The sequence below is a fragment of the Devosia sp. 67-54 genome, from assembly GCF_001899075.1.
Classification (GTDB): Bacteria; Pseudomonadota; Alphaproteobacteria; order Rhizobiales; family Devosiaceae; genus Devosia_A.
Genome location: NZ_MKVA01000005.1, coordinates 997,068 through 1,020,926, shown reverse-complemented (window position 1 = coordinate 1,020,926; position 23,859 = coordinate 997,068). Strand labels below are relative to the sequence as shown.

General features: G+C 66.4%; 30 protein-coding genes. 17 read left to right on the top strand and 13 right to left on the bottom strand.

Annotated features, from left to right (window positions below):
- Positions 1-8: 8 nt before the first annotated feature.
- From BGO82_RS10280 to BGO82_RS10265, 4 genes are all read left to right on the top strand, one after another.
- Complete coding sequence (locus BGO82_RS10280) at positions 9-1,010, top strand: hypothetical protein (protein ID WP_291305460.1); 1,002 nt, start codon at positions 9-11, stop codon at positions 1,008-1,010.
- Positions 1,011-1,027: 17 nt separating this feature from the next.
- Positions 1,028-1,366 (top strand): hypothetical protein, encoded by a 339-nt coding sequence (locus tag BGO82_RS10275; protein WP_291305459.1) that lies wholly within the window; start codon positions 1,028-1,030, stop codon positions 1,364-1,366.
- A 61-nt stretch (positions 1,367-1,427) separates the two neighbouring features.
- Positions 1,428-1,958, top strand: coding sequence for a methylated-DNA--[protein]-cysteine S-methyltransferase (locus tag BGO82_RS10270; protein ID WP_291305458.1), 531 nt, complete (start codon positions 1,428-1,430; stop codon positions 1,956-1,958).
- Positions 1,959-1,970: 12 nt separating this feature from the next.
- The gene (locus tag BGO82_RS10265) at positions 1,971-3,119 is read left to right on the top strand and encodes an ARMT1-like domain-containing protein (RefSeq protein WP_291305457.1); all 1,149 of its coding nucleotides are present in this window, start codon (positions 1,971-1,973) and stop codon (positions 3,117-3,119) included.
- Here BGO82_RS10265 and BGO82_RS10260 read toward each other — a convergent pair.
- Both BGO82_RS10260 and BGO82_RS10255 read right to left on the bottom strand, forming a co-directional pair.
- Positions 3,040-3,579: a gluconokinase gene (locus BGO82_RS10260; protein ID WP_291305456.1), complete on the bottom strand. Its 540-nt coding sequence runs from the start codon at positions 3,577-3,579 to the stop codon at positions 3,040-3,042. The genes BGO82_RS10265 and BGO82_RS10260 overlap by 80 nt on opposite strands.
- Positions 3,580-3,651: 72 nt before the next feature.
- Positions 3,652-4,422 (bottom strand): glucose 1-dehydrogenase, encoded by a 771-nt coding sequence (locus BGO82_RS10255; protein ID WP_291305455.1) that lies wholly within the window; start codon positions 4,420-4,422, stop codon positions 3,652-3,654.
- Between the two features lie 169 nt (positions 4,423-4,591).
- Here BGO82_RS10255 and gndA point away from each other — a divergent pair, with 169 nt between their 5' ends.
- Complete coding sequence (gene gndA / locus BGO82_RS10250) at positions 4,592-6,010, top strand: NADP-dependent phosphogluconate dehydrogenase (RefSeq protein ID WP_291305454.1); 1,419 nt, start codon at positions 4,592-4,594, stop codon at positions 6,008-6,010.
- An 83-nt stretch (positions 6,011-6,093) separates the two neighbouring features.
- On the opposite strand, the gene BGO82_RS10245 is transcribed toward gndA, so the two are convergent.
- Genes BGO82_RS10245 through BGO82_RS10230 form a run of 4 tightly spaced genes read right to left on the bottom strand, consistent with a single transcriptional unit; the run spans position 6,094 to position 9,553 of the window.
- Positions 6,094-7,425 carry a TCR/Tet family MFS transporter gene (locus tag BGO82_RS10245; protein WP_291305453.1) on the bottom strand — a complete coding sequence of 444 codons (1,332 nt, stop codon included), beginning with the start codon at positions 7,423-7,425 and terminating at the stop codon, positions 6,094-6,096.
- 58 nt (positions 7,426-7,483) lie between these two features.
- Complete coding sequence (locus tag BGO82_RS10240) at positions 7,484-8,728, bottom strand: FAD-dependent monooxygenase (protein ID WP_291305452.1); 1,245 nt, start codon at positions 8,726-8,728, stop codon at positions 7,484-7,486.
- A gap of 9 nt (positions 8,729-8,737) precedes the next feature.
- Positions 8,738-8,986 (bottom strand): zinc-finger domain-containing protein, encoded by a 249-nt coding sequence (locus BGO82_RS10235; protein WP_291305451.1) that lies wholly within the window; start codon positions 8,984-8,986, stop codon positions 8,738-8,740.
- 48 nt (positions 8,987-9,034) lie between these two features.
- Positions 9,035-9,553, bottom strand: a complete 519-nt coding sequence (locus BGO82_RS10230; protein WP_291305450.1) for a GNAT family N-acetyltransferase — start codon at positions 9,551-9,553, stop codon at positions 9,035-9,037.
- 63 nt (positions 9,554-9,616) lie between these two features.
- Here BGO82_RS10230 and BGO82_RS10225 point away from each other — a divergent pair, with 63 nt between their 5' ends.
- From BGO82_RS10225 to BGO82_RS10210, 4 genes are all read left to right on the top strand, one after another.
- A complete protein-coding gene (locus BGO82_RS10225; protein ID WP_291305449.1) occupies positions 9,617-10,366 on the top strand; it encodes an alpha/beta fold hydrolase in 750 nt (249 codons plus the stop codon).
- An 88-nt stretch (positions 10,367-10,454) separates the two neighbouring features.
- On the top strand, positions 10,455-11,276 hold the full coding sequence (cysE, locus tag BGO82_RS10220) for a serine O-acetyltransferase (RefSeq protein WP_291305448.1): 822 nt from the start codon (positions 10,455-10,457) through the stop codon (positions 11,274-11,276).
- A 127-nt stretch (positions 11,277-11,403) separates the two neighbouring features.
- Entirely contained in the window at positions 11,404-11,619 is a 216-nt protein-coding gene (locus BGO82_RS10215; protein WP_291305447.1) for a DUF3126 family protein, read from the top strand.
- A 2-nt stretch (positions 11,620-11,621) separates the two neighbouring features.
- Positions 11,622-11,942 (top strand): heavy metal-binding domain-containing protein, encoded by a 321-nt coding sequence (locus BGO82_RS10210; protein ID WP_291305446.1) that lies wholly within the window; start codon positions 11,622-11,624, stop codon positions 11,940-11,942.
- Here the strand turns inward: BGO82_RS10210 and BGO82_RS10205 are convergent.
- Positions 11,939-12,610, bottom strand: coding sequence for a hypothetical protein (locus BGO82_RS10205; protein ID WP_291305445.1), 672 nt, complete (start codon positions 12,608-12,610; stop codon positions 11,939-11,941). The two genes, BGO82_RS10210 and BGO82_RS10205, sit on opposite strands and share 4 nt — an antisense overlap.
- Before the next feature lie 112 nt (positions 12,611-12,722).
- On the opposite strand from BGO82_RS10205, the gene BGO82_RS10200 reads away from it, so the two are divergent.
- A complete protein-coding gene (locus tag BGO82_RS10200) occupies positions 12,723-13,043 on the top strand; it encodes a hypothetical protein (RefSeq protein WP_291305444.1) in 321 nt (106 codons plus the stop codon).
- 109 nt (positions 13,044-13,152) lie between these two features.
- Here the strand turns inward: BGO82_RS10200 and BGO82_RS10195 are convergent, their stop codons facing one another.
- From BGO82_RS10195 to BGO82_RS10185, 3 genes are all read right to left on the bottom strand, one after another.
- The gene (locus BGO82_RS10195) at positions 13,153-13,779 is read right to left on the bottom strand and encodes a transglutaminase-like cysteine peptidase (protein ID WP_291305443.1); all 627 of its coding nucleotides are present in this window, start codon (positions 13,777-13,779) and stop codon (positions 13,153-13,155) included.
- Positions 13,780-13,910: 131 nt separating this feature from the next.
- A complete protein-coding gene (locus BGO82_RS10190; RefSeq protein ID WP_291305442.1) occupies positions 13,911-14,543 on the bottom strand; it encodes a PilZ domain-containing protein in 633 nt (210 codons plus the stop codon).
- A 96-nt stretch (positions 14,544-14,639) separates the two neighbouring features.
- Complete coding sequence (locus BGO82_RS10185) at positions 14,640-15,296, bottom strand: PAS domain-containing protein (RefSeq protein WP_291305441.1); 657 nt, start codon at positions 15,294-15,296, stop codon at positions 14,640-14,642.
- Positions 15,297-15,478: 182 nt separating this feature from the next.
- Here BGO82_RS10185 and BGO82_RS10180 point away from each other — a divergent pair, with 182 nt between their 5' ends.
- On the top strand, positions 15,479-16,228 hold the full coding sequence (locus BGO82_RS10180) for a rhomboid family intramembrane serine protease (RefSeq protein WP_291305440.1): 750 nt from the start codon (positions 15,479-15,481) through the stop codon (positions 16,226-16,228).
- Complete coding sequence (locus BGO82_RS10175; RefSeq protein ID WP_291305439.1) at positions 16,225-16,434, top strand: SlyX family protein; 210 nt, start codon at positions 16,225-16,227, stop codon at positions 16,432-16,434. The genes BGO82_RS10180 and BGO82_RS10175 overlap by 4 nt, the downstream gene beginning before the upstream one ends.
- Here the strand turns inward: BGO82_RS10175 and BGO82_RS10170 are convergent.
- Complete coding sequence (locus BGO82_RS10170; RefSeq protein ID WP_291305438.1) at positions 16,428-17,744, bottom strand: aminotransferase class I/II-fold pyridoxal phosphate-dependent enzyme; 1,317 nt, start codon at positions 17,742-17,744, stop codon at positions 16,428-16,430. The two genes, BGO82_RS10175 and BGO82_RS10170, sit on opposite strands and share 7 nt — an antisense overlap.
- 97 nt (positions 17,745-17,841) lie before the next feature.
- On the opposite strand from BGO82_RS10170, the gene BGO82_RS10165 reads away from it, so the two are divergent.
- Complete coding sequence (locus BGO82_RS10165) at positions 17,842-18,717, top strand: LysR family transcriptional regulator (RefSeq protein ID WP_291305437.1); 876 nt, start codon at positions 17,842-17,844, stop codon at positions 18,715-18,717.
- Here the strand turns inward: BGO82_RS10165 and hisI are convergent.
- A complete protein-coding gene (gene hisI / locus BGO82_RS10160; RefSeq protein ID WP_291305436.1) occupies positions 18,705-19,142 on the bottom strand; it encodes a phosphoribosyl-AMP cyclohydrolase in 438 nt (145 codons plus the stop codon). The genes BGO82_RS10165 and hisI overlap by 13 nt on opposite strands.
- Positions 19,143-19,363: 221 nt before the next feature.
- Between hisI and BGO82_RS10155 the strand changes: the two genes are divergently transcribed.
- Positions 19,364-20,065, top strand: a complete 702-nt coding sequence (locus BGO82_RS10155; RefSeq protein ID WP_291305435.1) for an outer membrane beta-barrel protein — start codon at positions 19,364-19,366, stop codon at positions 20,063-20,065.
- Here the strand turns inward: BGO82_RS10155 and folE are convergent, their stop codons facing one another.
- Positions 20,066-20,692: a GTP cyclohydrolase I FolE gene (gene folE / locus BGO82_RS10150; RefSeq protein WP_291305434.1), complete on the bottom strand. Its 627-nt coding sequence runs from the start codon at positions 20,690-20,692 to the stop codon at positions 20,066-20,068.
- A 153-nt stretch (positions 20,693-20,845) separates the two neighbouring features.
- Here folE and BGO82_RS10145 point away from each other — a divergent pair, with 153 nt between their 5' ends.
- The 3 genes from BGO82_RS10145 (at position 20,846) to thrS (ending at position 23,757) form a co-directional block, all read left to right on the top strand.
- Positions 20,846-21,301 (top strand): iron-sulfur cluster assembly scaffold protein, encoded by a 456-nt coding sequence (locus BGO82_RS10145; RefSeq protein ID WP_291305433.1) that lies wholly within the window; start codon positions 20,846-20,848, stop codon positions 21,299-21,301.
- 8 nt (positions 21,302-21,309) lie between these two features.
- Positions 21,310-21,609 carry a membrane protein insertion efficiency factor YidD gene (gene yidD, locus BGO82_RS10140; protein ID WP_291305432.1) on the top strand — a complete coding sequence of 100 codons (300 nt, stop codon included), beginning with the start codon at positions 21,310-21,312 and terminating at the stop codon, positions 21,607-21,609.
- A 168-nt stretch (positions 21,610-21,777) separates the two neighbouring features.
- A complete protein-coding gene (gene thrS / locus BGO82_RS10135) occupies positions 21,778-23,757 on the top strand; it encodes a threonine--tRNA ligase (protein ID WP_291305431.1) in 1,980 nt (659 codons plus the stop codon).
- The last annotated feature ends 102 nt before the right edge of the window (positions 23,758-23,859 follow it).

Here is a 23,859-nt window from a genome sequence, read left to right as displayed (position 1 = left end):
GGTTCGCCATGTGGGACTTTTCCGTCGGCCGCACGCTCGGCCTTATGGGCCAGACGCTTCCTTTCATCGTCTTCCGCGTCATCGTTTATTTCGGCATCGCCGTCGCCTATGTGCTGGTGACGGGAACCGGCGTCGGCATCGGCTGGGGCGTCGGGGCCTTCGGCGATCCGGACTTCCGTGTCGGCGCCATGGCCTGGGGCGGCATCATCGGCTTTGCGGTGACGGCCGGCACCATCTGGTTCCTGCGCGAATATCTGCTCTACATCGTCAAGGCCGGCCACATCGCCGTACTGGTGGAACTGCTCGACGGCCGGCAGATCCCGCAGGGGCAGGGCCAGATCAACTACGCCACCGAGATCGTGCGCAACCATTTCACCGAAACCAGCGTGCTGTTCGGCGTCGACCTGCTGGTCCGCGGCGTGCTGGCGGCGATCCTCGGGCTGATCCAGGGCATCGCCTCGTTCCTGCCGATCCCGGGGCTGCAGAACGTGCTTGCCGTGGTCCGCGCCTTCCTGCGCGTCGCCATCGGGCTGATGGACGAGGTGGTGCTCGGCTATCTGTTCCGCGTGCGCACCACCAATCCGTGGCAGGACGCCGAGACTGCCGTGGTGCTCTACGCGCAGAACTACAAGGTGATGCTCAAGAACGCCGCCTGGCTGACCATCATCATGTACGTGCTCAGCTTCGTGGTGTTCCTGCTGATGCTGGCGCCCGCCGCAGCGCTGGTCTGGTTCATTCCCAACGCCTGGGGGGCAGGCGGCTTCGTCTTCGCCATCCTCTTCGCCTGGGCGGTGAAGGCGGCGCTGATCGAGCCCTTCGCCATCGCCGCCATGATGGACGTCTATTTCCGCGTCATCGCCGGACAGTCGCCCGACCCCGCCTGGGACGAGCGCATCGGCCAGGTGAGCCGGAAGTTCCGCGAGCTCAAGGACAAGGCCGCCAACTGGGCAGGCATCGGCCGGCCCGCACCGGGCGCGCCATTCACCGCGCCGGGCGGCCCGGTCGCCTGAGCGGGCTGGTGCCCCGCATGGAGGCAACGAAGGAAGATGGGAACATGGCGCACCGATGGCTGCTGGTTCCCTTCGCCGCCGCGACGCTCGCTGTTGCGGGCCTCATGGCGTTCCTTACCGTTGTTGTGATCGCGCGAGGGCTTGCCCTGGCTGGCTATCCCGAATGGCTGGGGCTGTTCTTGATATGGGGGCCGATCGCTTGGGTAGTAATCGTAGCTGGCGCGTTCGCTGTCGTCGGAAAGCGGGCTCGGTTTCTGTTGATCAGCCTGCCTTTCGCCTTCGGGCCATGGATATGCATTGCCCTCGCCTTCGTTTCATTGCCGTTCCTGTGCTTGTTTTCCTCATGCTCACTTTGATTGACGCTGCACCGCCAAAACCGGGTTGGGTCCGTCGCAGCCCGCGACTATATTGCCGGCCATGCGCTACTGCCTTGTCGACACCGCGCTCGGCACCTTCGGCCTCGCCTGGACCGATACCGGCGTGGCGCGTGTGGCGTTGCCCGGCCGCGACCGGGCGAGGACCGAAATCTGGATTTCGCGCGATCCGGCCGAGCCGGGTTTCCCCGACGGCCGCTTCGCCGCGCTTCCCGATATGATCCGGCGCTATGCCGAAGGCGAAAAGATCGACTTCACCGGTGTGCCGCTCGACCTGGACGGCATCCCCGAGTTCAACCGGCAAGCCTATGCCGAGCTGCTGAAGATCGGCTATGGCGAAACCACCACCTACGGCGCCATCGCCCGTACCCTCGGCGACGTGGCGCTGTCGCGTGCCGTGGGGCAGGCGATGGGCGCCAACCCCATTCCCCTGATCATTCCGTGCCATCGCGTGCTGGGTGCCGGCGACAAGGCGGTGGGCTTTTCCTCGCCCGGTGGCGTCGGCGCCAAGATGCGCATGCTGGCGCTGGAGCACGCCGCCAGCCCCACCGGCCAATACGCGTTCGGCTTCTGACGGTGGCCCCGCGTGCCTAGATCCCGCTCCGTCGGTCCCATGGAGCGTTATCGCCGCTTCGTCGCCGAGACGATGGCGAAGCGCATCCCGATGATCGTTCGCAATGCCGGCGACGGCTTCGACACCGAAACCGTGGCGCGGCTCGAGGCCATCTCGCGCGCCATCGCCGCCGGCGCGCCGATGGTGGTTGACCTCGGCAACTGGCCGTTCGCGGGCTGGGAGGGATTTCCGGCGCGCGTCAACGGCCGGCGCATCGGCGAGGCGCCGTTCTTCGATTTCGAATTCTGGATGTATTTCCGCATCCTCGAAGCGGTACGCTTCGCCGACACCCGTGCCGATCCGTTCCGCGCCACCAAGCACCGCGATCTCGACCGGCACCTCAAATGGGCCGACGACGCGCTCGGCCGCGTCTCGACGCTGGCTGAGGGTCTGGCGCTGGCGCTCGACGCCAATGCGCACGATCTGTCGCAGATCGGCTCGCCCACCGGCCGCTACGAGCTTGGGCGCGAGGCGCTGGCGCTCGACGCCGGCTCCGTCCGGCGGCTGAACCTCATCGCCGACAATTTCGGCGGCGAGTTCGTCGCCGACCTGATCCTGTGCGTCATCGCGGCGGAGGCTGGCGTCGAGGTGGTGGTGCACGTCAAGCAATTGCCGATGTTCGTCTCCGACACCACCGCCGACGACGTCACCATCCTGTTCGACCGGCTGGGCAGCGACGGCTTCGGCAAGCGCCTGCAAAACGCGGTGCAGCGCGGCGGAATCCGCTTCGCCGCGCATGCCTTCTGGTCGTCGCCGAAATTCTTCGACCGGCTGCCGCTCGACGAATTGGGGGAAGGGCCGGATGTCCTCAACGTCCTCAAGGGCGACCTCAATTTCCGCCGGGCTATCGGCGACGTGACCGTGCCGGTCGAGACGCCCTTCCAGGACCTGCCCGTGCTGCCGGCCGCGCCGCTCCTGTCGCTACGCTCGATCAAATCCTACTGCCTTGCCGGCATGACGGATTGGCCGACGGCGCTGTCGAAGCACGAGTTTCCGATGGATGGCTCGATCGTCGCGGTGCAGCAGGTGCCGGTGCGCGACGCTACTGCTTCCGCCGGAAGCTCTTCAAATGCGGAACCGCCTTTACGACGCGCTCGGCGATGGTTTCGACGGGCAGGGTGACCGGCTCGCTGATAGCGTTTTCGTCCGCGCCGGGGACTTCGAGCGTCTCGAACTGGCTGCCGACCAGCGACGAGGGCATGAACTCGTGGTGGCGAGCCGAGGCTCGCTCCTCGATCAGCTTCTGGCTGCCCTCGAGATAGACGAACAGGATCGGCTCGCCTGCCTCCTTCAGCAGATAGTCGCGATAGCTGCGCTTGAGCGCCGAGCAGGCGCCGACGGCCACGCCCTTTTGCTCCGCCGCCTCGTGCAGCGCCTTGGCCAAGGCCGACAGCCACGGCCAGCGGTCGTTGTCGTCGAGCGGAATGCCCGCGTGCATCTTCTGCTTGTTGGAGTCCGGATGGTAGTCGTCGCCATCAAGGAACGGGGCGTGCAGGCGCCGCGCGATGGCCTTGCCGGTCACGGTCTTGCCGCTGGACGAAACGCCCATGACGATGAGGATGCGGGCAGGCTGAAGACTCAAGAGAGAAGGACTCGTACGGCTGAAAGCGCTTTTCAGCCTTATCTGATACGACCTCGCGAGAAAAGGGCGCCGCTACACCGTCGCCATGAAGGCACCGTCGACGTAGAGGATGTGGCCGTTGACGAAGCTCGCGGCATCGGACGCCAGGAAGATCGCTGCGCCGCCCAGTTCGGCGACCTCGCCCCAGCGGCCCATCGGCGTGCGGCGGCCGATCCAGGCGCTGAACTCGGCATCCTTGACCAGCGCCTCGTTGAGCTCGGTCTTGAAATAGCCCGGCGCGATGCCGTTGACGTTGAGCCCGTGCCGCGCCCATTCGGTCGCCATGCCGCGGGTGAGATTGGCGACGGCCGCCTTGCTGGCGGCATAGGGGGCGATCGATGGGCGCGCCACCCCGCTCATCAGCGAGCAGATGTTGACGATCTTGCCGGCGCCGCGCGGGATCATCCGCTTCGCCACGGCCTGCCCGACCAGATACACCGAGGTGACGTTGGTCGACATGATCCGCTCGAATTTGTCCTCGGGGAACTCCTCCAGCGGCGCACGGAACTGCATGCCGGCGTTGTTGACCAGGATGTCGATCGGCCCAATGTCGCGCTCGATGAACTCGACCGCGTCCCCGACGCTCACCGAACTGGTGACGTCGAATGCCACCGCGCGGGCCCGTGCCCCGGACTCGGCGAGGTCGGCAGTGGCCTTGCCCAGCGTTTCGGGATCGCGCGAGTTGAGGATGACGTCCGCACCCGCACCGGCCAGCGCAGCAGCGATGGCAAAGCCGATGCCGCGGCTTGATCCGGTGACCAGGGCGCGCTTTCCGGCGAGACTGAACTGGGACAGGCTATCCATTCACGGGCCTCCGATCCAATGGGCCGGCAGTAGCGCAGCCGCGGTCGGCTGTTAAGGGCTGACAGCGCTTGCAGCCTTGGATTCCCGGCCGCTTTTAGGCTGGCAAAAGCCGGTGTCGCGTGCCAGAAAGTTCACCGAAAAGAACACTTTGCGCCTTGGAGGAGCTTTCATGCCGTCTGCCGATATCGGCCTTATTGGTCTTGCCGTGATGGGCTCCAACCTGGCGCTGAACATTGCCGAAAAAGGCTACACCATCGCAGTGCACAACCGCACCGCCAGCAAGATCGACGATTTCATGGTGGTGGCGAAAGCGCAGGGGCTCGACGGCAAATGCATTCCTGAAGCCGACATCAAGGCCTTCATCCAGTCGGTGAAGCGGCCGCGCTCGATCATCATCATGGTCAAGGCCGGCAAGCCGGTCGACGAGATGATCGAGCAATTGCTGCCGATGCTCGAACCCGGTGACGCCATCCTCGAATGCGGCAATTCGCTCTATACCGACACGCAGCGGCGCTTCGACTATCTGCAGCGCAAGGGCATCGGCTATCTCGGCATCGGCGTTTCCGGCGGCGAGGAGGGGGCCCGGCACGGTCCCTCGATCATGGTCGGCGGCGCCGAGGCGCAGTGGAAGAACGCCCAGCCCATCCTCGAAGCCATCTCGGCCAAGTTCAACGGCGAGCCGTGCTGCGCTTATCTGGGCGAGGGCGGCGCCGGCCACTTCGTCAAGACCATCCACAACGGCATCGAATATGGCGACATGCAGATGATCGCCGAGGTCTATGGGGTGATGCGCGACGGCCTGGGGATGAACCCAAAGGCGGCGTCCGACGTGTTCAAGGCGTGGAACAAGGGGCCGCTCAACTCCTACCTCATCGAGATCACCGGCTACGTGCTCGAGGCCATTGAGCCCAAGACCGGCAAGCCGCTGGTCGAGCTGATCCTCGACAAGGCCGGCCAGAAGGGCACCGGCGTGTGGTCCGCCATCGCCGGCCAGCAACTCGGCGTGCCGGCGACGGCCATCGAGGGCGCCGTGGCCGCCCGCTCGATCAGCTCGCGCAAGGACGAGCGCGTCGCCGCCGAGAAGGTCTACGGCAAGCGCAGCGCCGGCAAGGCCGACGTGCCGCTCGCCGAGCTGGAGAAGGCGCTGCTCGCCGGCAAGATCGTCTCCTACGCGCAGGGCTTCGCCGTGCTGGCCAAGGCGTCCGAGGAGAACGGCTGGAACCTGCCGCTCGCCACCATCGCCAAGATCTGGCGCAATGGCTGCATCATCCGTTCGCGCTTCCTTGACCAGATGTCTGCCGCCTATGCCAAGGGCGGGGCGCAGAACCTGCTGATGGTGCCCGATTTCGTCGCCATCATGCAGGACGCGCACAAATCGCTGCGCAAGGTGGTGGCCGAAGCCGCCCTCGGCGAGTTCCCAATGATCTGCCTTTCCGCCTCGCTCGCCTATTTCGACAGCTACCGTCAGGCGCTGGGCACCGCCAACCTGACGCAGGGCCAGCGCGATTTCTTTGGCGCCCACGGCTTCGAGCTCATCGACCGCCCCGGCGAGCAGCACGGCACCTGGCCCAGCACGATCGGCAAGTAGCGTCCTGCCGCCTCACCACGGGCCCGGCTGGGCGCATGGCGCTGCCGACACGGCGCGGCGCTCCCGCTTGTCCTGACAAAGTCCTAGAGAGGCGGCTGTACGTCCTCGTGGGCATCGCGGGGAATGTGCATCTGGCCCGGGGGCGACATTTCCGGAGTTCGCGGATGCGTCGCGACGCTCGGCTTGTGGCCGAGATCGAAGCGGAGCGCGATGGCGGTGAACAGCACCACCGCGCCGGCGGTCAGGACGGCGGCGCCGACGAACGGCGCCCCGGGGAAATAGCCCGGCGAGCCCTCGCCATAGGTGAAATAGGCGAAGATCTGCGTGGCCGCGAGCGGACCGATGATGGTGGCCAGCGAGTTGGCGGCGTTCACCGCGCCCTGCAATTCGCCCTGCGCGTTGTCGGGCACCTGCCGCGACAGCACGCCATTGATGGCCGGCGCAGCGAGCCCGCTGACGGCGCCGATGACGATGTACACATAGACCCAGACTTCGTGCTTGATGAAGGCAATGCCGGTGAAGGCGACGACCGCCGCCAGCATCCCGACGACCACCACCGGCGTCTCGGTGAAGCGCTTGACCAGCGGGCCGACGCCGAACGCCTGGAACAGCGCGAAGACGATGCCGAACAGCCCGAGCGTGCGGCCGATCTGCGACGAGGTGAAGTTGAACACCTCGATGGTGAAGTAGTTGTAGACCGAGGGGAACGCCTGCGCCGCCGTGGTGAACATGAACAGCGCCAGCATCAGCCACAGCACCACCGGGAATTTCCGCAGCGACAGCAGCGCCCCGAACGGATTGGCGCGGCGGATGCTGAAGGGCCGGCGATGCTTGTGGTCGAGCGATTCCGGCAGCACGAACAGGCCGAAGAGGAAGTTGGCGAAGGCGAGCACCGCCGCCGCATAGAACGGCACCTTGGGGCCGAATTCGCCTAGTTCGCCGCCGATCACCGGGCCGATGATGAAGCCGAGACCGAACGCAGCCCCGATCAGGCCGAAGCGCTGCGTGCGCTTGGCGGGATGAGTGATGTCGGCCATGTAGGCGGTGGCCGTGGCGACCGCGGCGCCGGCGACCCCCGACACGAAGCGGCCGATGAACAGGTACCAGACGACGGGGGCGAACCCCATCATGGTGTAGTCGAACGTCAGCCCCAGCAATGAGCCGAGCAGCACCGGCCGGCGGCCGAAACGGTCGCTGAGGTTGCCCAGCACCGGCGAGAACAGGAACTGCATCGAGGCGTAGACGAAGACCAGCCAGCCACCGAACACCGCCGCCTCGGCCACGCCGCCGCCGGTCAGATCCTTGATCAGTTCGGGCAACACCGGAACGATGATGCCATAGCCCACCATGTCCAACAGGATGGTAATGAGGATGCAGGCGAGGGTGAGCGGCGAGTCTTTGCGGTCAGAGGCCATGGAGTCTCGGGCGTTGCAAGGGCGGCAGTTGACACAGGGGCGCGGGCAAGCGCAAGCGCTAAGGCCCGCTGCCCTCGGCCAGCCTTGCGGCGCGGTCGGGCGGTGGGACTGCCGGCTCGGGAGCGGCGTCGAAGCCGTAGAGCCAGTCGAGGCGCTTGAGATGGCCGCGCGGACCCTGCGCGCGCAGCACGGCGTCGCGTCCGAGCGTGAACGGCCATTCGAGATGGTAGGCGAAGCCGTTGAAGTCCGAAATCTTGCGGACGCGCTCGACCCGCTCCTTGCGCATGGCGCCAAAGCGCTGGAAGGCCGAGGCGGCGTCGGGTTCGGTCATCAGCAGCGGCGCGAGGATGGCGGCATCTTCGATGCCCATCGCCGCGCCCTGCGCCTGGAACGGCAGCATCGCGTGCGCAGCGTCGCCGATGAGACCTACACCCCCGTCCGACCACACGGCGGCATCCACCGTGTCGACGATCCAATAGCCCCAGCCGCCCTGCGCCAGGCGCACGACGGCATCGATGGTGGGCGAAGACATCGCGGCCCAGGGGAGCTTGGGCTCTTTCGGCGGCGTATCGCCGGCAAGGTCCTTTGCCTTGGTCTTGACGAATAGCGCGACGTTGACCTGTTTCCGCGCCGGCAGCGGGTAGCACACCATGTGGTAGCCCGGTGCCAGCAGCATCGTGGTGCGGTCGAGCGCCAGCACGCCCTGGAGCAGGTCGGCCGAGATCGTCGTACGCCACGCAACGAAGCCGGAATAGGTGGCCGCAGGGCCATTGAGCACACGCGTGCGCGTTTCCGAGCGCACGCCGTCGGCCCCGACCAGCGCGAACACCCGGGCGCTCCGATTGCCGCCATTGGCTTCGTCGACCACCAGCGACGTGCCGCGCGCGTGGTTGACCGCATCGAAGCCGCGTACCCCGAACAGCAGGTCGATATTGGCGAACCGCTTGCAGGCCCGGTACAGCGCGTCGGCAAGGTCGGCGCGGTGCATCACGGCATAGGGCACGCCGTACCGCTCGCGCATGACCGGGCCGAGCTCGAGGCTGACCACCGGCGCCTTGGCGCGGTAGGGGTAGACGTCGATGGCCCTGGGCTCGAAGCTGCGCGCCGCAATGGTCTTGTCGAGGCCCAACTGGTTGAGGACGCGCCGTGCGTTCGGGCTGATCTGCAGCCCGGCGCCCACCTCCTGCACCTTGCTGTTGCGCTCGAGCACGACCACGGTGGCGCCGAACTTCGCCAGCGCCAGCGCCAGCGTCATGCCGGCGATGCCGGCTCCGGCGATGTAGATGGTCCGGCCATTGGCCATGACGCGAAACTAGGCGTGTTCGGCCTGGTACACGGCCGACAGCGGCTGCGAGGTGCCCGGGGCCAGCTCCGGATTGTACACGTAGAGCGTCGAGCAATAGGAGCACACGATCTCGGTGTCCTTGCCCATGTCGATGTAGATGTGCGGATGGTCGAACGGCGGCAGGGCGCCCACGCACATGAATTCCTTGGAGCCGACCTCGATGCGCTTCAGGCCCTCGGTATTGTGGAAATGCGGGGTGCTCTGATGGGCGGCCATGGACGTCTCGCGAATGAGGAGGTTGCGGTCGGCGCGACCATATAGGGCCTAAAGTGGCTTTTGAAGGACCACCAGGTCGAAATCGGTCCGCAGCGCGCCCGGAGCCTCGTCGAACGGGAACGGCTCGCGCTCGCCGGTCACGACGAAGCCGCGGCGCTCGTACCAGGCGATCAATTCGTGCCGGAGGCTGATGACGCCGAGTCGCAGATATCTTGCCGCCCAGAGCTCGCGCACCGCGGTTTCGCATTGCGCCATCATGGCCTTGCCCAGCCCCTGCTGCTGCCGCGCCGGATCGATGGCGAACATGCCGAAATACGCCCCGTCGTGGTGCCGCTTGATCAGGGCGGAGCCCGCGAGGATGTCGTCGTCCAGCGCCAGCACGAAGCGCGACTCGGCCGCCCGCACCAGCCGCTCCACCTCCTGCGGCGAGCTGCGCGGACCGGTGAGGAATGCCGCTTCGTTGGTCCAGCCGGTGGCCGCGGCCTCGCCGCGATAGGCCGTCTCGACCAGCGCGGCGACACGCGGCACATCGTCGAGAGTGGCGTAGGCGAAACGGATGTCGGTCATCTCGCCCGCAGAGCAACCATGTCCGCTGTTGGAGGGCAAGGGGCGGCGTGCTACTCGGCCGGCATGCCAATGTTTCGCTCCGCCGGGATCGACCTCGCCTATGACGTGTACGGCGAGGGCAGGCCCATCCTCCTGATTCACGGCTTTGCGTCGTCCGGCGCGATCAACTGGCTCAACACCGGCTGGGTCGAGGTGCTGCAGCAGGCCGGCTGGGCGCCTGTCACCATCGACAATCGCGGCCATGGCGGGTCCCGCAAGCTCTACGACCCGAACCTCTATTTCGCCCACGACATGGCCGACGACGCGGCGCGCCTGCTCGACCATTTGGGGCACGCCAGCCTGCCGGTCATGGGCTATTCCATGGGCGCACGCATCGCCGGCTATCTGGCGCTGCGCCACCCCGAGCGCGTGACGCGGGCGGTGTGGGGCGGCATGGGCATCAACCTCGTCACCGGACTTGAGGACTCCGAAGAGATCATCGCCGCGCTGACCGCGGATTCGCTGGCTGAGGTAAAAGGCGCAACCGGCCGCCAGTTCAGGATTTTTGCCGATCATTCGAGGGCCGACCGGGCGGCGCTGGCCGCCTGCATGATCTCCTCGCGCGAACCCATGCCGGAGGCCGAGGTCCGGCGGATCGTGCAGCCGACGCTGGTGGCGGTGGGCAGCGCCGACGACATGGCCGGCAACCCGGAGGCGCTGGCGCGGCTGCTGCCGCACGGCGAGGCCTTCGTCATCCCAAGGCGCAACCACATGCTGGCGACCGGCGATCCGAAGTTCAAGGCGGCGGCGCTCGAATTCCTGGCTCGCCGCTGACGGCAAAACGTGAACCATTTTGCCCCTCGGGGCTTGGTCCCCGGCATGGGTTTGCCGTATATCGGCATCCTGCGATGGAGATCTTTCGATGAGCGTATCGCTCAAATCGCCAGTGGCCGTGGCATCCATGGACCCCGTCTGGGACGCCGTCCGGGCCAACGCCCGCGACGTCCTCCAGTCCGAGCCGAGCCTCAGCTCGATGGTGATGGCCAATGTGCTGAACCACGAAAGCTTCGAGGCGGCGCTGGCGCATCGGCTGGCCGAGCGGCTCGACCATCCCGACGTGTCGGCCGATTTGATCCGCCAGGCCTTCCATGACGCGCTGGACTTCAGGCCGGCGATCGGCGCCGAGGCGCGCGCCGACCTCGCCGCCACCCTCGAGCGCGATCCGGCGACGCACCGCGCCATCGTGCCGTTCCTCTATTTCAAGGGCTATCAGGCGATCCAGACGCATCGCTTCGCGCACGCGCTGTTCCTCGCCGGCCGCAAGGATTTTGCCCTCTATCTGCAGAGCCGCTCGAGCCAGGTGTTCCAGGTCGACATCAATCCCGCCTGCCGCATCGGCAAGGGCATCATGCTCGACCACGCCACCGGCTTCGTTGCCGGCGAGACTGCGGTGATCGGCGACAATGTCTCGATCCTGCAGGGCGTAACGCTGGGGGGCACCGGCAAGGCCGATGAGGATCGCCACCCCAAGATCGGCGATGGCGTGCTGATCGGCGCCGGCGCCATCATCCTGGGCAATATCAAAGTCGGCGACTGCGCCCGCGTCGGCGCCGGCTCGGTGGTGGTCAAGGACGTGCCGCCGCGCGTCACCGTCGTCGGCATCCCCGCCAAGGTGGTGGGCGAGGCAGGAGCGCTGCAGCCGGCTTCGGCCATGGATCAGGTGGTCGCCGATCTAAGCGGCTGAATTCCGCCGCGTCGGGTCTGCGGAACGCCGCAAGCGCGATTAGCGCGGGATCGGGCCAAAAACCTCTGCCCCTTTCGGCGATCCCGCTCTATTGTGGCCCACCCTGAAGCGACTGGAGCGGCGGACTTTGAACCACCCCGAGATCATCAAGCTGCAGAAATACCTGCAGATCAAATTCAACAACCGCAGCATCGACGTGCGTCCGCGCAAGCAGAACGACAGCGTCGAGGTCTATCTCGGGGAAGAGTTCTTGGGCCTGATCTATGTCGACGACGAGGACGGCGACAAATCCTACAATTTCCAGATGGCCATCCTCGAAGAGGACCTCGACGAGGTGAACTGACCATGATCGTCGCCACCACCAACGATTTGCCCGGCTATCGCGTCGTCGAGATCCTTGGTCTGGTGCGCGGCATCACGGTGCGCTCCCGCAACGTCTTCGGCACCATCGGCGGCGCGCTGCAGTCGATCGTCGGCGGCAATCTCTCGCTGTTCACGACGCTGGCCGAGACGTCGCGGCAGGAAGCGCTCGACCTGATGATCAAGCACGCCGAAGAGCACGGCGCCAACGCCGTGATCGCCATGCGTTACGACAGCAACGACATCGCCGACGGCATCACCGAGATGCTGGCCTACGGCACCGCCGTGCGGGTTGAAAAACTCTAGAGCGCGCCGATCCGGTCGAGCAGCGGATGCAGGGCGGCGTCGAATTTGCGCCAGTTCGGCAGCACGTCGTCGTCGAACGCGTAAACCGCTGCGATGCCCGATCCCAGATACACCGTCCGCAGGCATTTGGCCGGCGCGCCGGCCACCACCGCCGCCTGGCATTTGGCGACGAACGGGTTTGATCGGAGCGGATCGTACCAGACCGTCTCGCCTTCGAACCCGTCGCTCGCCCGCAACGGCTTGCCGATGAGCCCGACCGGGCCGCTCAGTTGCGCCTGCTGGAACTGATGCAGGTACACCCCGTCGAGCAGCGATGCGCTCGGCCGCACGCGGCTGCGCTGGGTGAGGGTAACGTCGATTTCGCGCGGTGCGGCGTCGGGGCCGAGCGGCAGCGACAGCCGCAGATCGACCTGCTTGGCAAAGCCGCCCTGCTGGCCGCTGTCGTCCGCAAGCCAGTCGGCGGGAATGGTGAGTGTCGTGCCGCCCAGGGTTCGCGTGACCAGCGCCGTACTGGCAGAGGCCGGCGTGCCGCTTGACCGCTCCATCGCATCGATGGCGTAGGCGAGGCCGAGCGCGGCAAGTCCCACCAGCACCGCGATCGCACCGAGATTGTAGCCCAGCGGGTGGCGGTGAGGCGTCCGATGTGCCGACGCAGCGGTCGAATCCATGTGCGAATTAACCAGTCGCTCGGGGAGCAGGTGACAGCCGATATGGCCGCTCTTATGATTAATGGAGAGTTAACGAGGCCGCGCGGCAGACGCGGCGGTGAGGCGTGGTGCGATGATGTTCGAGTTGCTGCTGGCAGGGTTCATCATGGCTGTGGGGCTCGCGATCGCAGGGGCCGGAACCTACTTCTACCAGTGGACGATCGGTCAGCAGGCGATGCTGCGCTACGACGGCAAGACCGTCGTGCACATGTTCGGCCATCTGTTCATGAGTTTCGTCTGCGGCCCGTTCATCATGCTGCAGATGGGCTGGCGTCAGGAAGATGATGGCACGCTGTCGGTCGGCTCGGTGCTGGTAAGTGCGCTCGTCGCTTTCGGCTGGAGCTTCCTCACCGGGCTGTTCTTCCTCGGCATCTATTTCGCCATCGTCGGCTGAGTTTCTCCAGGGGGAGAAGGGCGGGGCCGGCCTCGGGGGAGAAGCCGGCCCCTCTTCATCGGGCACCGTATCAGGGGGGAAGGGCCCGAGAATTCTGCTCCAGCGGCGGCTAGCGGCGCGCCGCGACGATGGTGGCGCGGTCGTCGACCAGTCCGACCCACTTGCCGGCGTCGGTCTGCGACTGGCGCTTGATGTATTCGTAGTTGGTGTCCTTCCAGACGAGGACGCGGCCCACCTGATTGTCGAGGATGAGGTCGCCGCGGTCGGTGCGAACCATCAGTACCGCATGGCCGTTGCCGTCGCGCTCGCGCACCACGGTCATCAGCAGCGTGCTCGCATCCCATCCGGCGCTGATGAGCTGGCGCTGCTTTTCGAGCGCGATGTCTTCGCAATCGCCGCGGCCGTCGGTGGGATAGGTCCAGTATTCGGCGAGCTGGTAGTTGTCCTCGTCGGTCTCGGGCGTGATCGTGGCGTTGACGTTGTCGTTGATGGCGACCAACTGCTGCCAGCTCGCCGGTGTCAGCGTTTCGACCTCGACGACACGGGCCTCCGCCCGGCACGCCTGCGGCACGCGCCGGCAGAAATCGTCGGCGCCCACTGGAATGCTGGTCTGGCCGCTGACCGGCGCGAACGCCGGATTGGAGAGATCGACCGACGACGACGCGGCTGCCGGCGACGTGAACATGACGCTGGCGATCAGCATGCCGCCGAGCGTGATGGTGACTGAGTTGGACATCTTGAAACCCCCTGATGGAGATCAAGATGCCGCCGCCAAATTGCCTCACTCGCAAAAGTCGCGACGAGTTTTTAAGCGAATTGTCCTGATTGCAGAAAGGCCGGCTTAACCATGCCGGGCCGCCGGACGGCTCAGTTGATGCGCAGGTTCTGCTGCACCACGGTCAGCATTTCCTGCGCCGAGGCGAACTCGACCGCGACGCCGTCCTGGAAGTGCCGCACCACGCGGGCCCGCATGCGCCCGAGGGTCACGGGCGTGCCCATCGCCGGCCTCACGGCCAGCTCGATCGCCGCGCCCGACAGCGAGATGTCGATGATCTTGCAATTGTAGCGGCGGCCGTCGTCCAGCACCACGGTCGAATGCCGGTTGTCGGGCACCACGCGCTCGTGCCGCCGATCCTCGGGCAGGTTGAGGATGTCCTTGTTGGCGAGCCAGGTGAGCTGTGCCGCCATCTTGTCGCGTTTGCGCGGGCTGGCGGCGACGTCCATGGTGAAGCCGCCATCGATCGAATCGATGATCGCGCCTTCGACACGCCCGATGTGGTCGAGATAGGCGATGACCTTTTCGCCGGGATTGCCGGCGACAGGGGCAATCACCACGGCGTCGCCGGGAGACATTTCCAGTACCTGGCAGGGGAACTCACGACGGTCGGCGAGCATGTAGCGGCCGAGCACCGAAATCTTGACGCGCTGGAAACGCGGGAGCTGCACATAATTGCGCGAGGCTCGGGCGCTGCGTTGCGGGGCAGGGTTGTCGGTCAGCATTTGGCCGCGTCACTCGATTGACCCGACAGACGCTACCGGCGTTTGGTTAACCGAATATGAGGATGCCCACGAAGATTGCCGGGAATCCGGGGTTTTTTACGTGCGCCCGCCGTCGATGACGGCAAGGTGCGCGTAACGCCGTGCCTGCCGGCCGAACACCACGCCGGCGATCGGCTGCGGCGGCCCGCCGGCGCTGGCGAACATCACCTCCTGCGGCACCGAAGCGGAGATGTCGCGGGCGATCTCGGCATGCGACTGGTCGTCCGGCCAGATCAGCCGGAGGCCGGTGATGCGCTGCTCGACCACAGGCTGCACGCCGAACCAGTAGGGTTCGTCGAGCACGGTCATGGCGCCGAGCAGGCGGGTCTGCGTCGAGCCGTTGTGGCGCACGGGCAGGAGGATGGTCTCGACCGACAGCCGGGTATGGATCGCCGTCATGCCGGTGAAGGTGATGAGCGCCACCGCATGGTCTTCGGTGACGGCGCGCACCAGCGTGCCCATGGCGTCGCGGTCACGCGGATGCCAGAGGCGCGAAAACGACCGCCCCTTCAGCTCCCGTGCGTACGCCGCGCAGATGTGCGAGCCGGCGAGCCGGAAGTCGAACTCGCTGTTGTCGTTGAGCTCGAGGATGAAGGTGTTGGCGAGGGCGCCGCGGATCCTGGTGGGGTCGATGTCCCGCCGGTCGGGAGCGCTGCGCGAGCCGCGAAGCGTATTCCAGTAGTCGTAGAGCGTTTTGGTGCTCTGTTTCTGCATCGACGCCAACCTATATCCAAGCCTCGGCCGGCGTTCCCCGAAGGTCCGCATTGCCGCCCGAGGCACAGTCGCAAAAGCTTGGGCGGAAATCGCCTTTAAAGCTTTCTTAGGGTTAATGGCGGGGGTGTGGTGTGGATAAGTCGGTGAACAGGGCGTTAAAGCCCGAAGACCCTGGAGTTCAGATGCGCGGCGACGAAAAACCTCAATCAGATCAAGACCATGCTGCGCCGCCGCAGCGCCAGCCGATTTTCAACCTGCCACTTTCGGTCTTGCTTCTGGGCGGGCTTCTGCTGGCCATCCAGGCCGCCAGCGACCTGATTCTTAACCCGGACGGGCACGAGGCGCTGCTCACCTGGTTCGCCTTCGTACCCTATCGCCTGATCGATCCGGCGAGCGTCGAGGGCGGCTACTGGCCGCTGCTGTGGACGCCGTTCACGCATGCGTTCCTGCATGCCGGCTGGGAACATGTCGGCCTCAACACCGTGTGGCTCGCCATCTTCGCCACCCCGGTGGCGCAGCGCTATGGCGGCGTGCGCATGGTGGTGCTGTTTCTCGCCGGCGCCCTGGCCGGTGCGCTGGCCTTCGCCGCGACCACCCTGCCGCACGTTCAGGTGCTGCTGGGCGCGTCCGGCGGCGTCGCGGCGCTGACCGGCGCGGCGGTGCGCTTCATCTTCCAGCCGCCGGTCGTCGCCATCGACGAAAAGACCGGCGAGCGGCATCTGCTCGGCCGGCACCTCGCGAGCCTGCGCGAGTTCGTCCGCAACCCGACGGCTCGGTTCTTCTCGCTGACCTGGATCGTGCTCAACGGCATCGTGCCGCTGATTCCGATGTTCACCGGCAACAGCGATTTGCAGGTAGCCTGGCAGGCCCACATCGGCGGCTTCCTCGCCGGTCTGCTGCTGGTGCCGCTGTTCGAACGGAGGCAAGCATGACCGACGCCGAGCGCCTCGAGCGGCTCGAAACCACCGTCGCCTACCAGGATCAGGCGATCGAGGATCTGAGCAGGACCGTCACCGCGCAATGGGCCGAGATCGCCGAACTCAAGCGGCTGATCGGCAATCTCGGCGAGCGCCTGCGCGACATCGCCGACAACCCCGCTTTGGTCGAACCCCCGGAGCCGCCCCCGCCGCACTACTGACGGATGTAGTGTAACCCCTGGAATTGCTGCCGGAAGGCGGCGGTGCGGGGAGCGATGGTGCCGGGATCGTTGGCGCGCAGCGCCTCGGCGATCAGCGCCGCGAGTCTCGGCATGTCGGCTTCGCTCATGCCCCAGCGCACCAGCTCCGGCGTGCCGAACCTGAGCCCGTTCATGTCGCCGGCGACCGGCTCCCCCGGCAGGCCGATGCCGCAGGCGAGAAAGCCTGCCTTGCGCAGCGTCTTGCTCGCCGCCTGTCCGCCGCCGAACGGCGCGGCGTCGAGCGCGAACTGGTGGGAGCGGGTGAAGCGGTGATCGGCGCCGTGCACCGCGAGCCCCTCTGACGCCAGCGCCGAGGCGAGCACGCGCGCCGTCGCCACCATCTTCTGCGCGTAGGCTTCGCCATATTCGCGCCAGTCGAGCAGGGTGATCGCCAGCGCCGCGGACTTCGCCGCGTCGAAATTGGCGGTCAGGCCCGGGAAGGCGATGGCGTCGAGCCGCTCGGCGATGTCGGCGTCGTTGGTGACGATCAGCCCGCCGGCCGGGCCGCCAAGGCTCTTATACGTGCTCATCGTCATCAGATGTGCACCCTGCGCCAGCGGATTGGGGAAGGTCTTGCCGGCGATCATGCCGCACTGGTGTGCCGCGTCGAACAGCACCTTGGCGCCGATCTCGTCGGCGATGGCCCGCACCTCGGGCACCGGGTGCGGGAACAGATTGAGGCTGCCGCCAACGGTGATCAGCACCGGCCGGCGCTCGTGCGCGAGCTCGCGCAGCGCGGGAATATCGATGGTGTAGTTCTCGGCATCGACCGGCGCATCGAGCGTCGTGAGCCCGTAGAGCCCGGCGCAGCCACCGGCGTGGTGCGTGACGTGGCCGCCGATGCTCGCCGGCGGCGCGATGATGGTGTCGCCCGGCTTGCTGAGCGCCATGAAGCCGTAGAGGTTGGCAAGCGCCCCCGAGCCGACGCGGATTTCGGCATATTTCGCCTCGAATACCTCCGCCGCGAGCTCGGCGGCGATCACCTCGATCTGCTCGATCGCCTCCAGCCCCATCTCGTATTTGTCGCCGGGATAGCCGAGCGAGGGACGCGAGCCGAGCTTGCGGCTCAGCGCCGCTTCCGCTCGCGGATTCATCACATTGGTCGCCGGGTTGAGGTTGAAGCAGTCGCGCTCGTGGATTTCCTCGTTGCGCGCGATCAGCTCCTCGATGCGCATCGCCACCGCCTCGTTGGACTGGCTTGCGGTCCTGGCGGCGAGCGATTGCACGTAGTCTTCGGTCGGAACCCAGGGGCGTGGGGCGAGGGCGGTCATCGGTCTCTCCTGCTGGAGACGCCATGCGAGCAAACTTGCGGACCCACGGCAAACCAGTATTCTGGAAATCTAGCCCTAGGAAATTTGCGGCTCATCGATGCCCGTCGCCCCGCCACGTCCCCGCAGCCTGCCGCTCAACGCCTTGCGCGCCTTCGAGGCCGCCGCGCGGCTCGGCAGCTTCGTTGCCGCCGCGGAAGAACTGGGCGTCACGCCCGGCGCCGTCGCCGCACATATCAAGGGGCTCGAGGCGGAAATCGGCGCGCCGCTGTTCGACCGGCGGGCGCACGGCATCGGGCTGACGCCGTTGGCCGGCCGCCTGCTGCCGGACTTCGTCTCTGCCTTCGACACGCTTTCCGCCGCGACCCAGAGGCTGCGGTCCGAGGCGGCGCCGCGCGTCCATATCGCGGCGCTGCCGGCAATCGCCCAGCTCTGGCTGTCGCCGCGGTTGCCCGCGCTCCGTGCCGCGGCGCCCGACATCGCCATCTCCATCACTGCGATGGAACGGCCACCCAACCTCAAGCGCGTGCCGTTCGACCTGTCGATCTTCTATCGGCCGGTGGGGGAGGGGCAGGGGCTCGACGACGACGTGATTTTTCCGGTGTGCGCCCCCTCGCTCGCGGCGAACCTCGATGATCCTAGGGACCTGCTGTCGGCCACCTGCCTGACCGACGCCATCTGGGCCGACGACTGGTCGACCTGGATGCACGCGGTGGCCCCGGACCTCGCCTTCGCGCCGCGCGGCCCGTTGTTCTCGCTCTACGCCCTGGCCGTCACCGAGGCGGTGAACGGTGCCGGCGTGCTGATGGGGCACGAGGCGCTGATCCGCGAGCACCTCGCCAGCGGCCGGCTGGTGGCGCCGTTCCCGATGCGCGTGGCGCTGCCGCGCGCGCTGGCGGTCACCACCGTCGGCCCGGCCCGCCGCCGCGACGCCGTGGCGCGCGTCGTCGACCTGCTGGCGGCTCAGCGGCGATAAACGGCGTCCGGATCGAACAGCCGCGGCTCGCCGGTGTCGGCCAATGCACCGTCCTGCAGCACCCGGTAGAAGCAGCTCTTCCGGCCGGTGTGGCAGGCGGCGCCGCGTCCCGTCTGCTCGACCGTCAGCAGCAGCACGTCCTGGTCGCAATCGGTCGCGAGGCGGATGAGCTTCTGCACCTCGCCCGAGGTCTCGCCCTTCTTCCAAAGCTTGCCGCGCGAGCGGGAGAAATAGTGCACGTCCCCGCTCTCGATCGTCAGCCGCAGCGCCTCGGCGTTCATGTGCGCCACCATCAGCACGCGCCCGGCCGCGTCCTGCGCGATGGCGGTGATCAGCCCCTGCACGTCGAAGCGCGGGGCAAAGACGGTGCCCTCTTCCAACTGCGCGTGGCTGAGGGCGGCGGGATCGGCGAAAACAATGCTCATGGCGGGCTTTTACCGCGCGCCCTGAGCCAAAGGCTAGCGCTTCAGGGCAAGCCAGATCTCGACCGTGCCTCACGAAGCACGCAGTCAATACCACCCGGCGAACGGCTTGATCGGCATTGCGACATTCGTGGATCACGGATGCGTGAACGACCGTTAGGGGTCTCTCAATGTTTGTCATCAGTATTTGTGCCATTGAGGATTCTGGCTTTTTGGGGGCAAGGATGAGGACGAAGTCGATCGCGCTGGCTGCCACGGTACTGGCCGCGGGGACCATGGGCGCAATGGCGCAGGATCCGACGGTCGACTGGACCGGTGGCTATGTGGGCGGAAATCTCAGCTACACGGCGTCGGATTCGCACGCCGCGTTTATCGCGACCAGCCCGTACGCGTCCGTCGCCATCAACTCGCTGCCCCACGGTTTCACTGGTGGCGTGCAGGCCGGCTACAACCAGCAGATGGGCAACGTCGTGCTGGGCGTCGAGGCAGGCGTCAGCGCCGGCGACATCAGCACCACCATGCCCGATCCGCTGATCGCCTCGAGCGGTGGATACATGCTGTCGAGCAGCACGGTCACGGCCTCGTCCGACATTCAGGCGACGCTGCGCGGGCGCCTGGGCTTCGCGGTCGGCAATTTCCTGCCTTATGCCACGGCGGGCCTCGCGGTCGCCCATCTCAAGACCTCGGCGACCAATACCCTGGCGCCGCCACTGGTCAGCGCGCCGCTCTCCGACGAGGGCATCGGCTATGGCTGGACCGCCGGCGTGGGTGCGGAAGTGGCGCTCGATGAAAACTGGAGCCTGACGGCGCAGTATCTTCACACTGCACTGACGGCGCCGAATTTCTATGTGGGCCAGAACTACGAGACCAGTTCCCACCCCACCAGCGACTCCGTCACCGTCGGGGTGAATTTCCGCTTCAACTGATCAGCGCTGGCCGCGGATCATCTGGAAGAAGCGGTCCTGTTCCGCTTTTTCCTCGGCGAACACGCCGGTGAAGCGTTGCGTCACGGTCTGTGCGCCGTGCGCGTGCACGCCGCGGATCGACATGCACATATGTTCCGCCTCGAGCATCACCGCGGCGCCGCGCGGGTTGAGGTGCTCGTTGATGGCGTCGATGATCTGCGCCGTCAGCACTTCCTGCACCTGCAGGCGCCTGGAGAACACCTCGACCAGCCGCGCCAGCTTGGAGATGCCGACCACACCGTCATGCGGCAGGTAGGCGATGTGCGCCTTGCCGAAGAACGGCACCATGTGGTGCTCGCAGTGGCTCGAGAACGGGATGTCCTTGACCATCACGATGTCGTCATAGCCGCCGACCTCCTTGAAGGTCTTGCTCAGGATGGCCTTGGGATCTTCCTCGTAGCCGGCGAAGAATTCGCGATATGCCTTGGTGACCCGCCGTGGCGTGTCGAGCAGGCCTTCGCGCGTCGGATCGTCGCCGGCCCAGGCGATCAGGGTGCGCACCGCCGCCTCGGCCTCTTCCCGCGTGGGGCGCGCGAAGGGCTTCAGGCTTGACGGCGTCGCGGCGGTCGGCTTGGCGCTGGCGTCCATTTGAGGTTTTCCTTTTGATCTCGGGCATTAGATGCTGGCGGAGCCCGAAATGTTCCGGACCACGTGCCTCAGGCAGGGCACGCTGACATCGGCCGGTGGGACGACTATATGAGCATGGGGCAAAAGGCCTCAAGAAACAGCGATGTAACTACAATGGAACTGAGCGATCTTTATTCCCAAAAGATCCTCGAAATCGCGGCCAATCAACCAATTCCGGGGCGGCTGGCCCATCCGGATGCGACGGCGCGCCGGGTGAGCCGCGTCTGCGGGTCGTCCATCGAGGTCGATGTCGCCGTGTCCGCCGACGGCAGGATATGTGCTTACGGGCACAAGATATCCGCGTGCGCGCTGGGCCAGACCTCGGCGGCGATCGTCGCTGCGCACATCGTCGGGACGCCCGTGGCCGAGTTCCGCGCGTTGCGCGCGCAGATGACCGAAATGCTCAAGGCCGACGGCGCGCCGCCCGCCGGGAAGTGGGCCGACCTCGCTTATCTCGAGCCTGTCCGCGACTACGTTCCGCGTCATATCTCGACCTTGCTGGTGTTCGACGCGGTGGTCGACGCGCTCGACAAGATCGAGGCCGGCCAAGCCGTTGCGGCCGCCAGTTGACTCGTTTTGTGAGCACTTTCTGGCGCGTCGTCGACTTTCCGTTCAAGCTCGCCGCCTACGGACTGATCCAGCTTTACCGCTACACGCTCTCGGCCTTTACCGGCCGCACCTGCCGGCATGCGCCGACGTGCAGCGAATACACGCGCGACGCCATCTGGCGCTTCGGCTTCTGGCCCGGCGGCTGGATGGGGCTGGCCCGGATCACCCGCTGCCGGCCGGGCGGGACGCACGGATATGACCCGGTGCCCGTGGCACTACCATCACGCGCACGGTGGTATTTACCGTGGAGATACGGTCGCTGGGCCTGACATTCTCGCAGGTTATTGCCCGCAGCAGGCACTGAGCGCGTCGGTGAGCCGGGGGTGAACGCCTTGCGCGCGCCGCGGGCGGGTGACACCCCGACTCCGGCCATGATAAGAGCCGCACGCCGCCGTTTTCCGGCGTTCCCGCCAATATTGGCAACTCAGGAGACCAAAATGATCAAGGTGACGTTCCCCGACGGTGCAGTACGCGACTATGCGCGTGGCACCACCGGGACCACCGTGGTCGAAGCGATCTCCCCCAGCCTCGCCAAAAAGACCGTCGCCATGAAGTGGAACGGGGTGCTCACGGATCTGAGCGACCCGCTGAACGAGGACGGCCGTATCGAGTTCGTGCTGCGCGACAGCGCGGACGGACTGGGACTCATCCGCCACGATGCCGCGCACGTTCTCGCCGAAGCCGTTCAGGAGCTTTGGCCCGGCACGCAGGTGACCATCGGCCCCGTCATCGAGAACGGCTTCTACTACGACTTCAAGCGCGACACGCCGTTCAGCGAGGAGGAATTCCCGGCCATCGAAAAGAAGATGGCCGAGATCATCGACCGCGGCGCCGCCTTCACCAAGGAGGTGTGGTCGCGCGACGAGGCCAGGCGCGTGTTCGCCGCCAAGGGCGAGACCTTCAAGGTCGAGCTGGTCGACGCCATCCCCGCCGACCAGTCGATCAAGATCTACAAGCAGGGCCAGTGGTTCGACCTCTGCCGCGGCCCGCACATGCGCACGACCCGCGATGTCGGACAGGCCTTCAAGCTGACCAAGGTGGCCGGCGCCTATTGGCGCGGCGACAGCAACAACCCGGTGCTCAGCCGCATCTATGGAACGGCGTTCGCCAACCGCAAGGAGCTCGACGACTACCTCAGGATGCTGGAGGAAGCCGAAAAGCGCGACCACCGCAAGCTCGGCCGCGAGCTCGATCTGTTCCATCTGCAGGACGAGGCGCCCGGTTCGGTGTTCTGGCACCCCAAGGGCTTCGTCATCTACAACCAGATGGAGGAATACATCCGCCGTCGGGTGAACGCCGGCGGCTACACCGAGGTGAAGACGCCGCAGCTCATGAGCTCCAAGTTCTGGGAGGCCTCCGGCCACTGGGGCAAATACCGCGAGAACATGTTCGTGGTTCCCGACGAGGTGCCCGGCACCGAGGAAGAGGGGCCGGTGCTCAGCGGCAAGGCCGACCTCATGGCGCTGAAGCCGATGAACTGCCCGGCCCACATCCAGATCTTCAACCAGGGCACCAAGAGCTACCGCGACCTGCCGATGCGGCTGGCCGAGTTCGGCTGCTGCCACCGCAACGAGGCGCATGGCGCGCTGCACGGCCTGCTGCGCGTGCGGCAGATGACGCAGGACGACGCCCACATCTTCTGCACCGAGGAGCAGATCCAGTCCGAAACCGAGCGTTTCGTGCACCTGCTCTATTCGGTGTACGAGGACATGGGTTTCGACAATGTGGTGATCAAGCTCGCGACGCGGCCGGAGAAGTTCGGCGGTACCATCGAGCGCTGGAACGCTGCCGAGAAGGCGCTGGGGGACGCGTTGCGCGCCACCGGCTACGACTTCGTCATTGCCGAAGGCGAGGGCGCCTTCTACGCGCCCAAGCTGGAATTCCATCTGAAGGATGCCATCGGCCGCTCCTGGCAGGTGGGCACGCTGCAGCTCGACTACGTGCTGCCCGAGCGGCTCGACGCCACCTATGTGGCCGAGGACGGCTCGCGCAAATATGCCGTGATGCTGCACCGCGCCATCCTCGGTTCGCTCGAGCGCTTCATCGGCATGATGCTCGAAAGCTATGCCGGCAAGCTGCCGATGTGGCTGTCGCCCACCCAGGTGGTGGTGGCGACCATCGTCTCGGACGCGGATGCCTATGCCGAAAAGCTGGTCGGGCAATTGCGCGACGCCGGCATCCGGGCCGAGCTCGACGTGCGCAACGAGAAGATCAACTACAAGGTGCGCGAGCACTCGACGCAGAAAGTGCCGCTGCTGTTCGTGGTCGGCAAGCGCGAGGCGGAGGAGGGGACCGTCTCCATCCGCCGCCTCGGCACCGAAGGCCAGAAGGTGATGCCGGCGATGGACGCCATCGTCGAGCTGATGACCGAGGCGACGCCGCCCGATCTCAAACGCTCGCCCCGGCTTGCCGCCTGACGCCGCAGCCGCGGCGCCGCCGGGCGGACTGGATTTGACACATCCCCTCGTCAGAAATGACGAGGGGATCGGTATTTCTACCGAGCGCCTGCCGGACGAAAT

Excerpts from the sequence above, each read along its gene's own strand:
- BGO82_RS10185 (WP_291305441.1), bottom strand. The coding sequence starts at position 15,296 with ATGCAGAAACAGAGCACCAAAACGCTCTACGACTACTGGAATACGCTT.
- BGO82_RS10155 (WP_291305435.1), top strand. The coding sequence starts at position 19,364 with ATGAGGACGAAGTCGATCGCGCTGGCTGCCACGGTACTGGCCGCGGGG.
- BGO82_RS10165 (WP_291305437.1), top strand. The coding sequence starts at position 17,842 with ATGCCCGTCGCCCCGCCACGTCCCCGCAGCCTGCCGCTCAACGCCTTG.
- BGO82_RS10195 (WP_291305443.1), bottom strand. The coding sequence starts at position 13,779 with ATGTCCAACTCAGTCACCATCACGCTCGGCGGCATGCTGATCGCCAGC.
- BGO82_RS10200 (WP_291305444.1), top strand. The coding sequence starts at position 12,723 with ATGATGTTCGAGTTGCTGCTGGCAGGGTTCATCATGGCTGTGGGGCTC.
- BGO82_RS10225 (WP_291305449.1), top strand. The coding sequence starts at position 9,617 with ATGCCAATGTTTCGCTCCGCCGGGATCGACCTCGCCTATGACGTGTAC.
- BGO82_RS10210 (WP_291305446.1), top strand. The coding sequence starts at position 11,622 with ATGATCGTCGCCACCACCAACGATTTGCCCGGCTATCGCGTCGTCGAG.
- BGO82_RS10270 (WP_291305458.1), top strand. The coding sequence starts at position 1,428 with ATGCGCTACTGCCTTGTCGACACCGCGCTCGGCACCTTCGGCCTCGCC.
- hisI (WP_291305436.1), bottom strand. The coding sequence starts at position 19,142 with ATGAGCATTGTTTTCGCCGATCCCGCCGCCCTCAGCCACGCGCAGTTG.
- gndA (WP_291305454.1), top strand. The coding sequence starts at position 4,592 with ATGCCGTCTGCCGATATCGGCCTTATTGGTCTTGCCGTGATGGGCTCC.
- folE (WP_291305434.1), bottom strand. The coding sequence starts at position 20,692 with ATGGACGCCAGCGCCAAGCCGACCGCCGCGACGCCGTCAAGCCTGAAG.
- BGO82_RS10240 (WP_291305452.1), bottom strand. The coding sequence starts at position 8,728 with ATGGCCAATGGCCGGACCATCTACATCGCCGGAGCCGGCATCGCCGGC.
- BGO82_RS10280 (WP_291305460.1), top strand. The coding sequence starts at position 9 with ATGTGGGACTTTTCCGTCGGCCGCACGCTCGGCCTTATGGGCCAGACG.
- BGO82_RS10245 (WP_291305453.1), bottom strand. The coding sequence starts at position 7,425 with ATGGCCTCTGACCGCAAAGACTCGCCGCTCACCCTCGCCTGCATCCTC.
- cysE (WP_291305448.1), top strand. The coding sequence starts at position 10,455 with ATGAGCGTATCGCTCAAATCGCCAGTGGCCGTGGCATCCATGGACCCC.
- BGO82_RS10230 (WP_291305450.1), bottom strand. The coding sequence starts at position 9,553 with ATGACCGACATCCGTTTCGCCTACGCCACTCTCGACGATGTGCCGCGT.
- BGO82_RS10190 (WP_291305442.1), bottom strand. The coding sequence starts at position 14,543 with ATGCTGACCGACAACCCTGCCCCGCAACGCAGCGCCCGAGCCTCGCGC.
- BGO82_RS10170 (WP_291305438.1), bottom strand. The coding sequence starts at position 17,744 with ATGACCGCCCTCGCCCCACGCCCCTGGGTTCCGACCGAAGACTACGTG.
- BGO82_RS10180 (WP_291305440.1), top strand. The coding sequence starts at position 15,479 with ATGCGCGGCGACGAAAAACCTCAATCAGATCAAGACCATGCTGCGCCG.
- BGO82_RS10255 (WP_291305455.1), bottom strand. The coding sequence starts at position 4,422 with ATGGATAGCCTGTCCCAGTTCAGTCTCGCCGGAAAGCGCGCCCTGGTC.
- BGO82_RS10145 (WP_291305433.1), top strand. The coding sequence starts at position 20,846 with ATGGAACTGAGCGATCTTTATTCCCAAAAGATCCTCGAAATCGCGGCC.
- BGO82_RS10205 (WP_291305445.1), bottom strand. The coding sequence starts at position 12,610 with ATGGATTCGACCGCTGCGTCGGCACATCGGACGCCTCACCGCCACCCG.
- BGO82_RS10235 (WP_291305451.1), bottom strand. The coding sequence starts at position 8,986 with ATGGCCGCCCATCAGAGCACCCCGCATTTCCACAATACCGAGGGCCTG.
- thrS (WP_291305431.1), top strand. The coding sequence starts at position 21,778 with ATGATCAAGGTGACGTTCCCCGACGGTGCAGTACGCGACTATGCGCGT.
- BGO82_RS10175 (WP_291305439.1), top strand. The coding sequence starts at position 16,225 with ATGACCGACGCCGAGCGCCTCGAGCGGCTCGAAACCACCGTCGCCTAC.
- BGO82_RS10275 (WP_291305459.1), top strand. The coding sequence starts at position 1,028 with ATGGAGGCAACGAAGGAAGATGGGAACATGGCGCACCGATGGCTGCTG.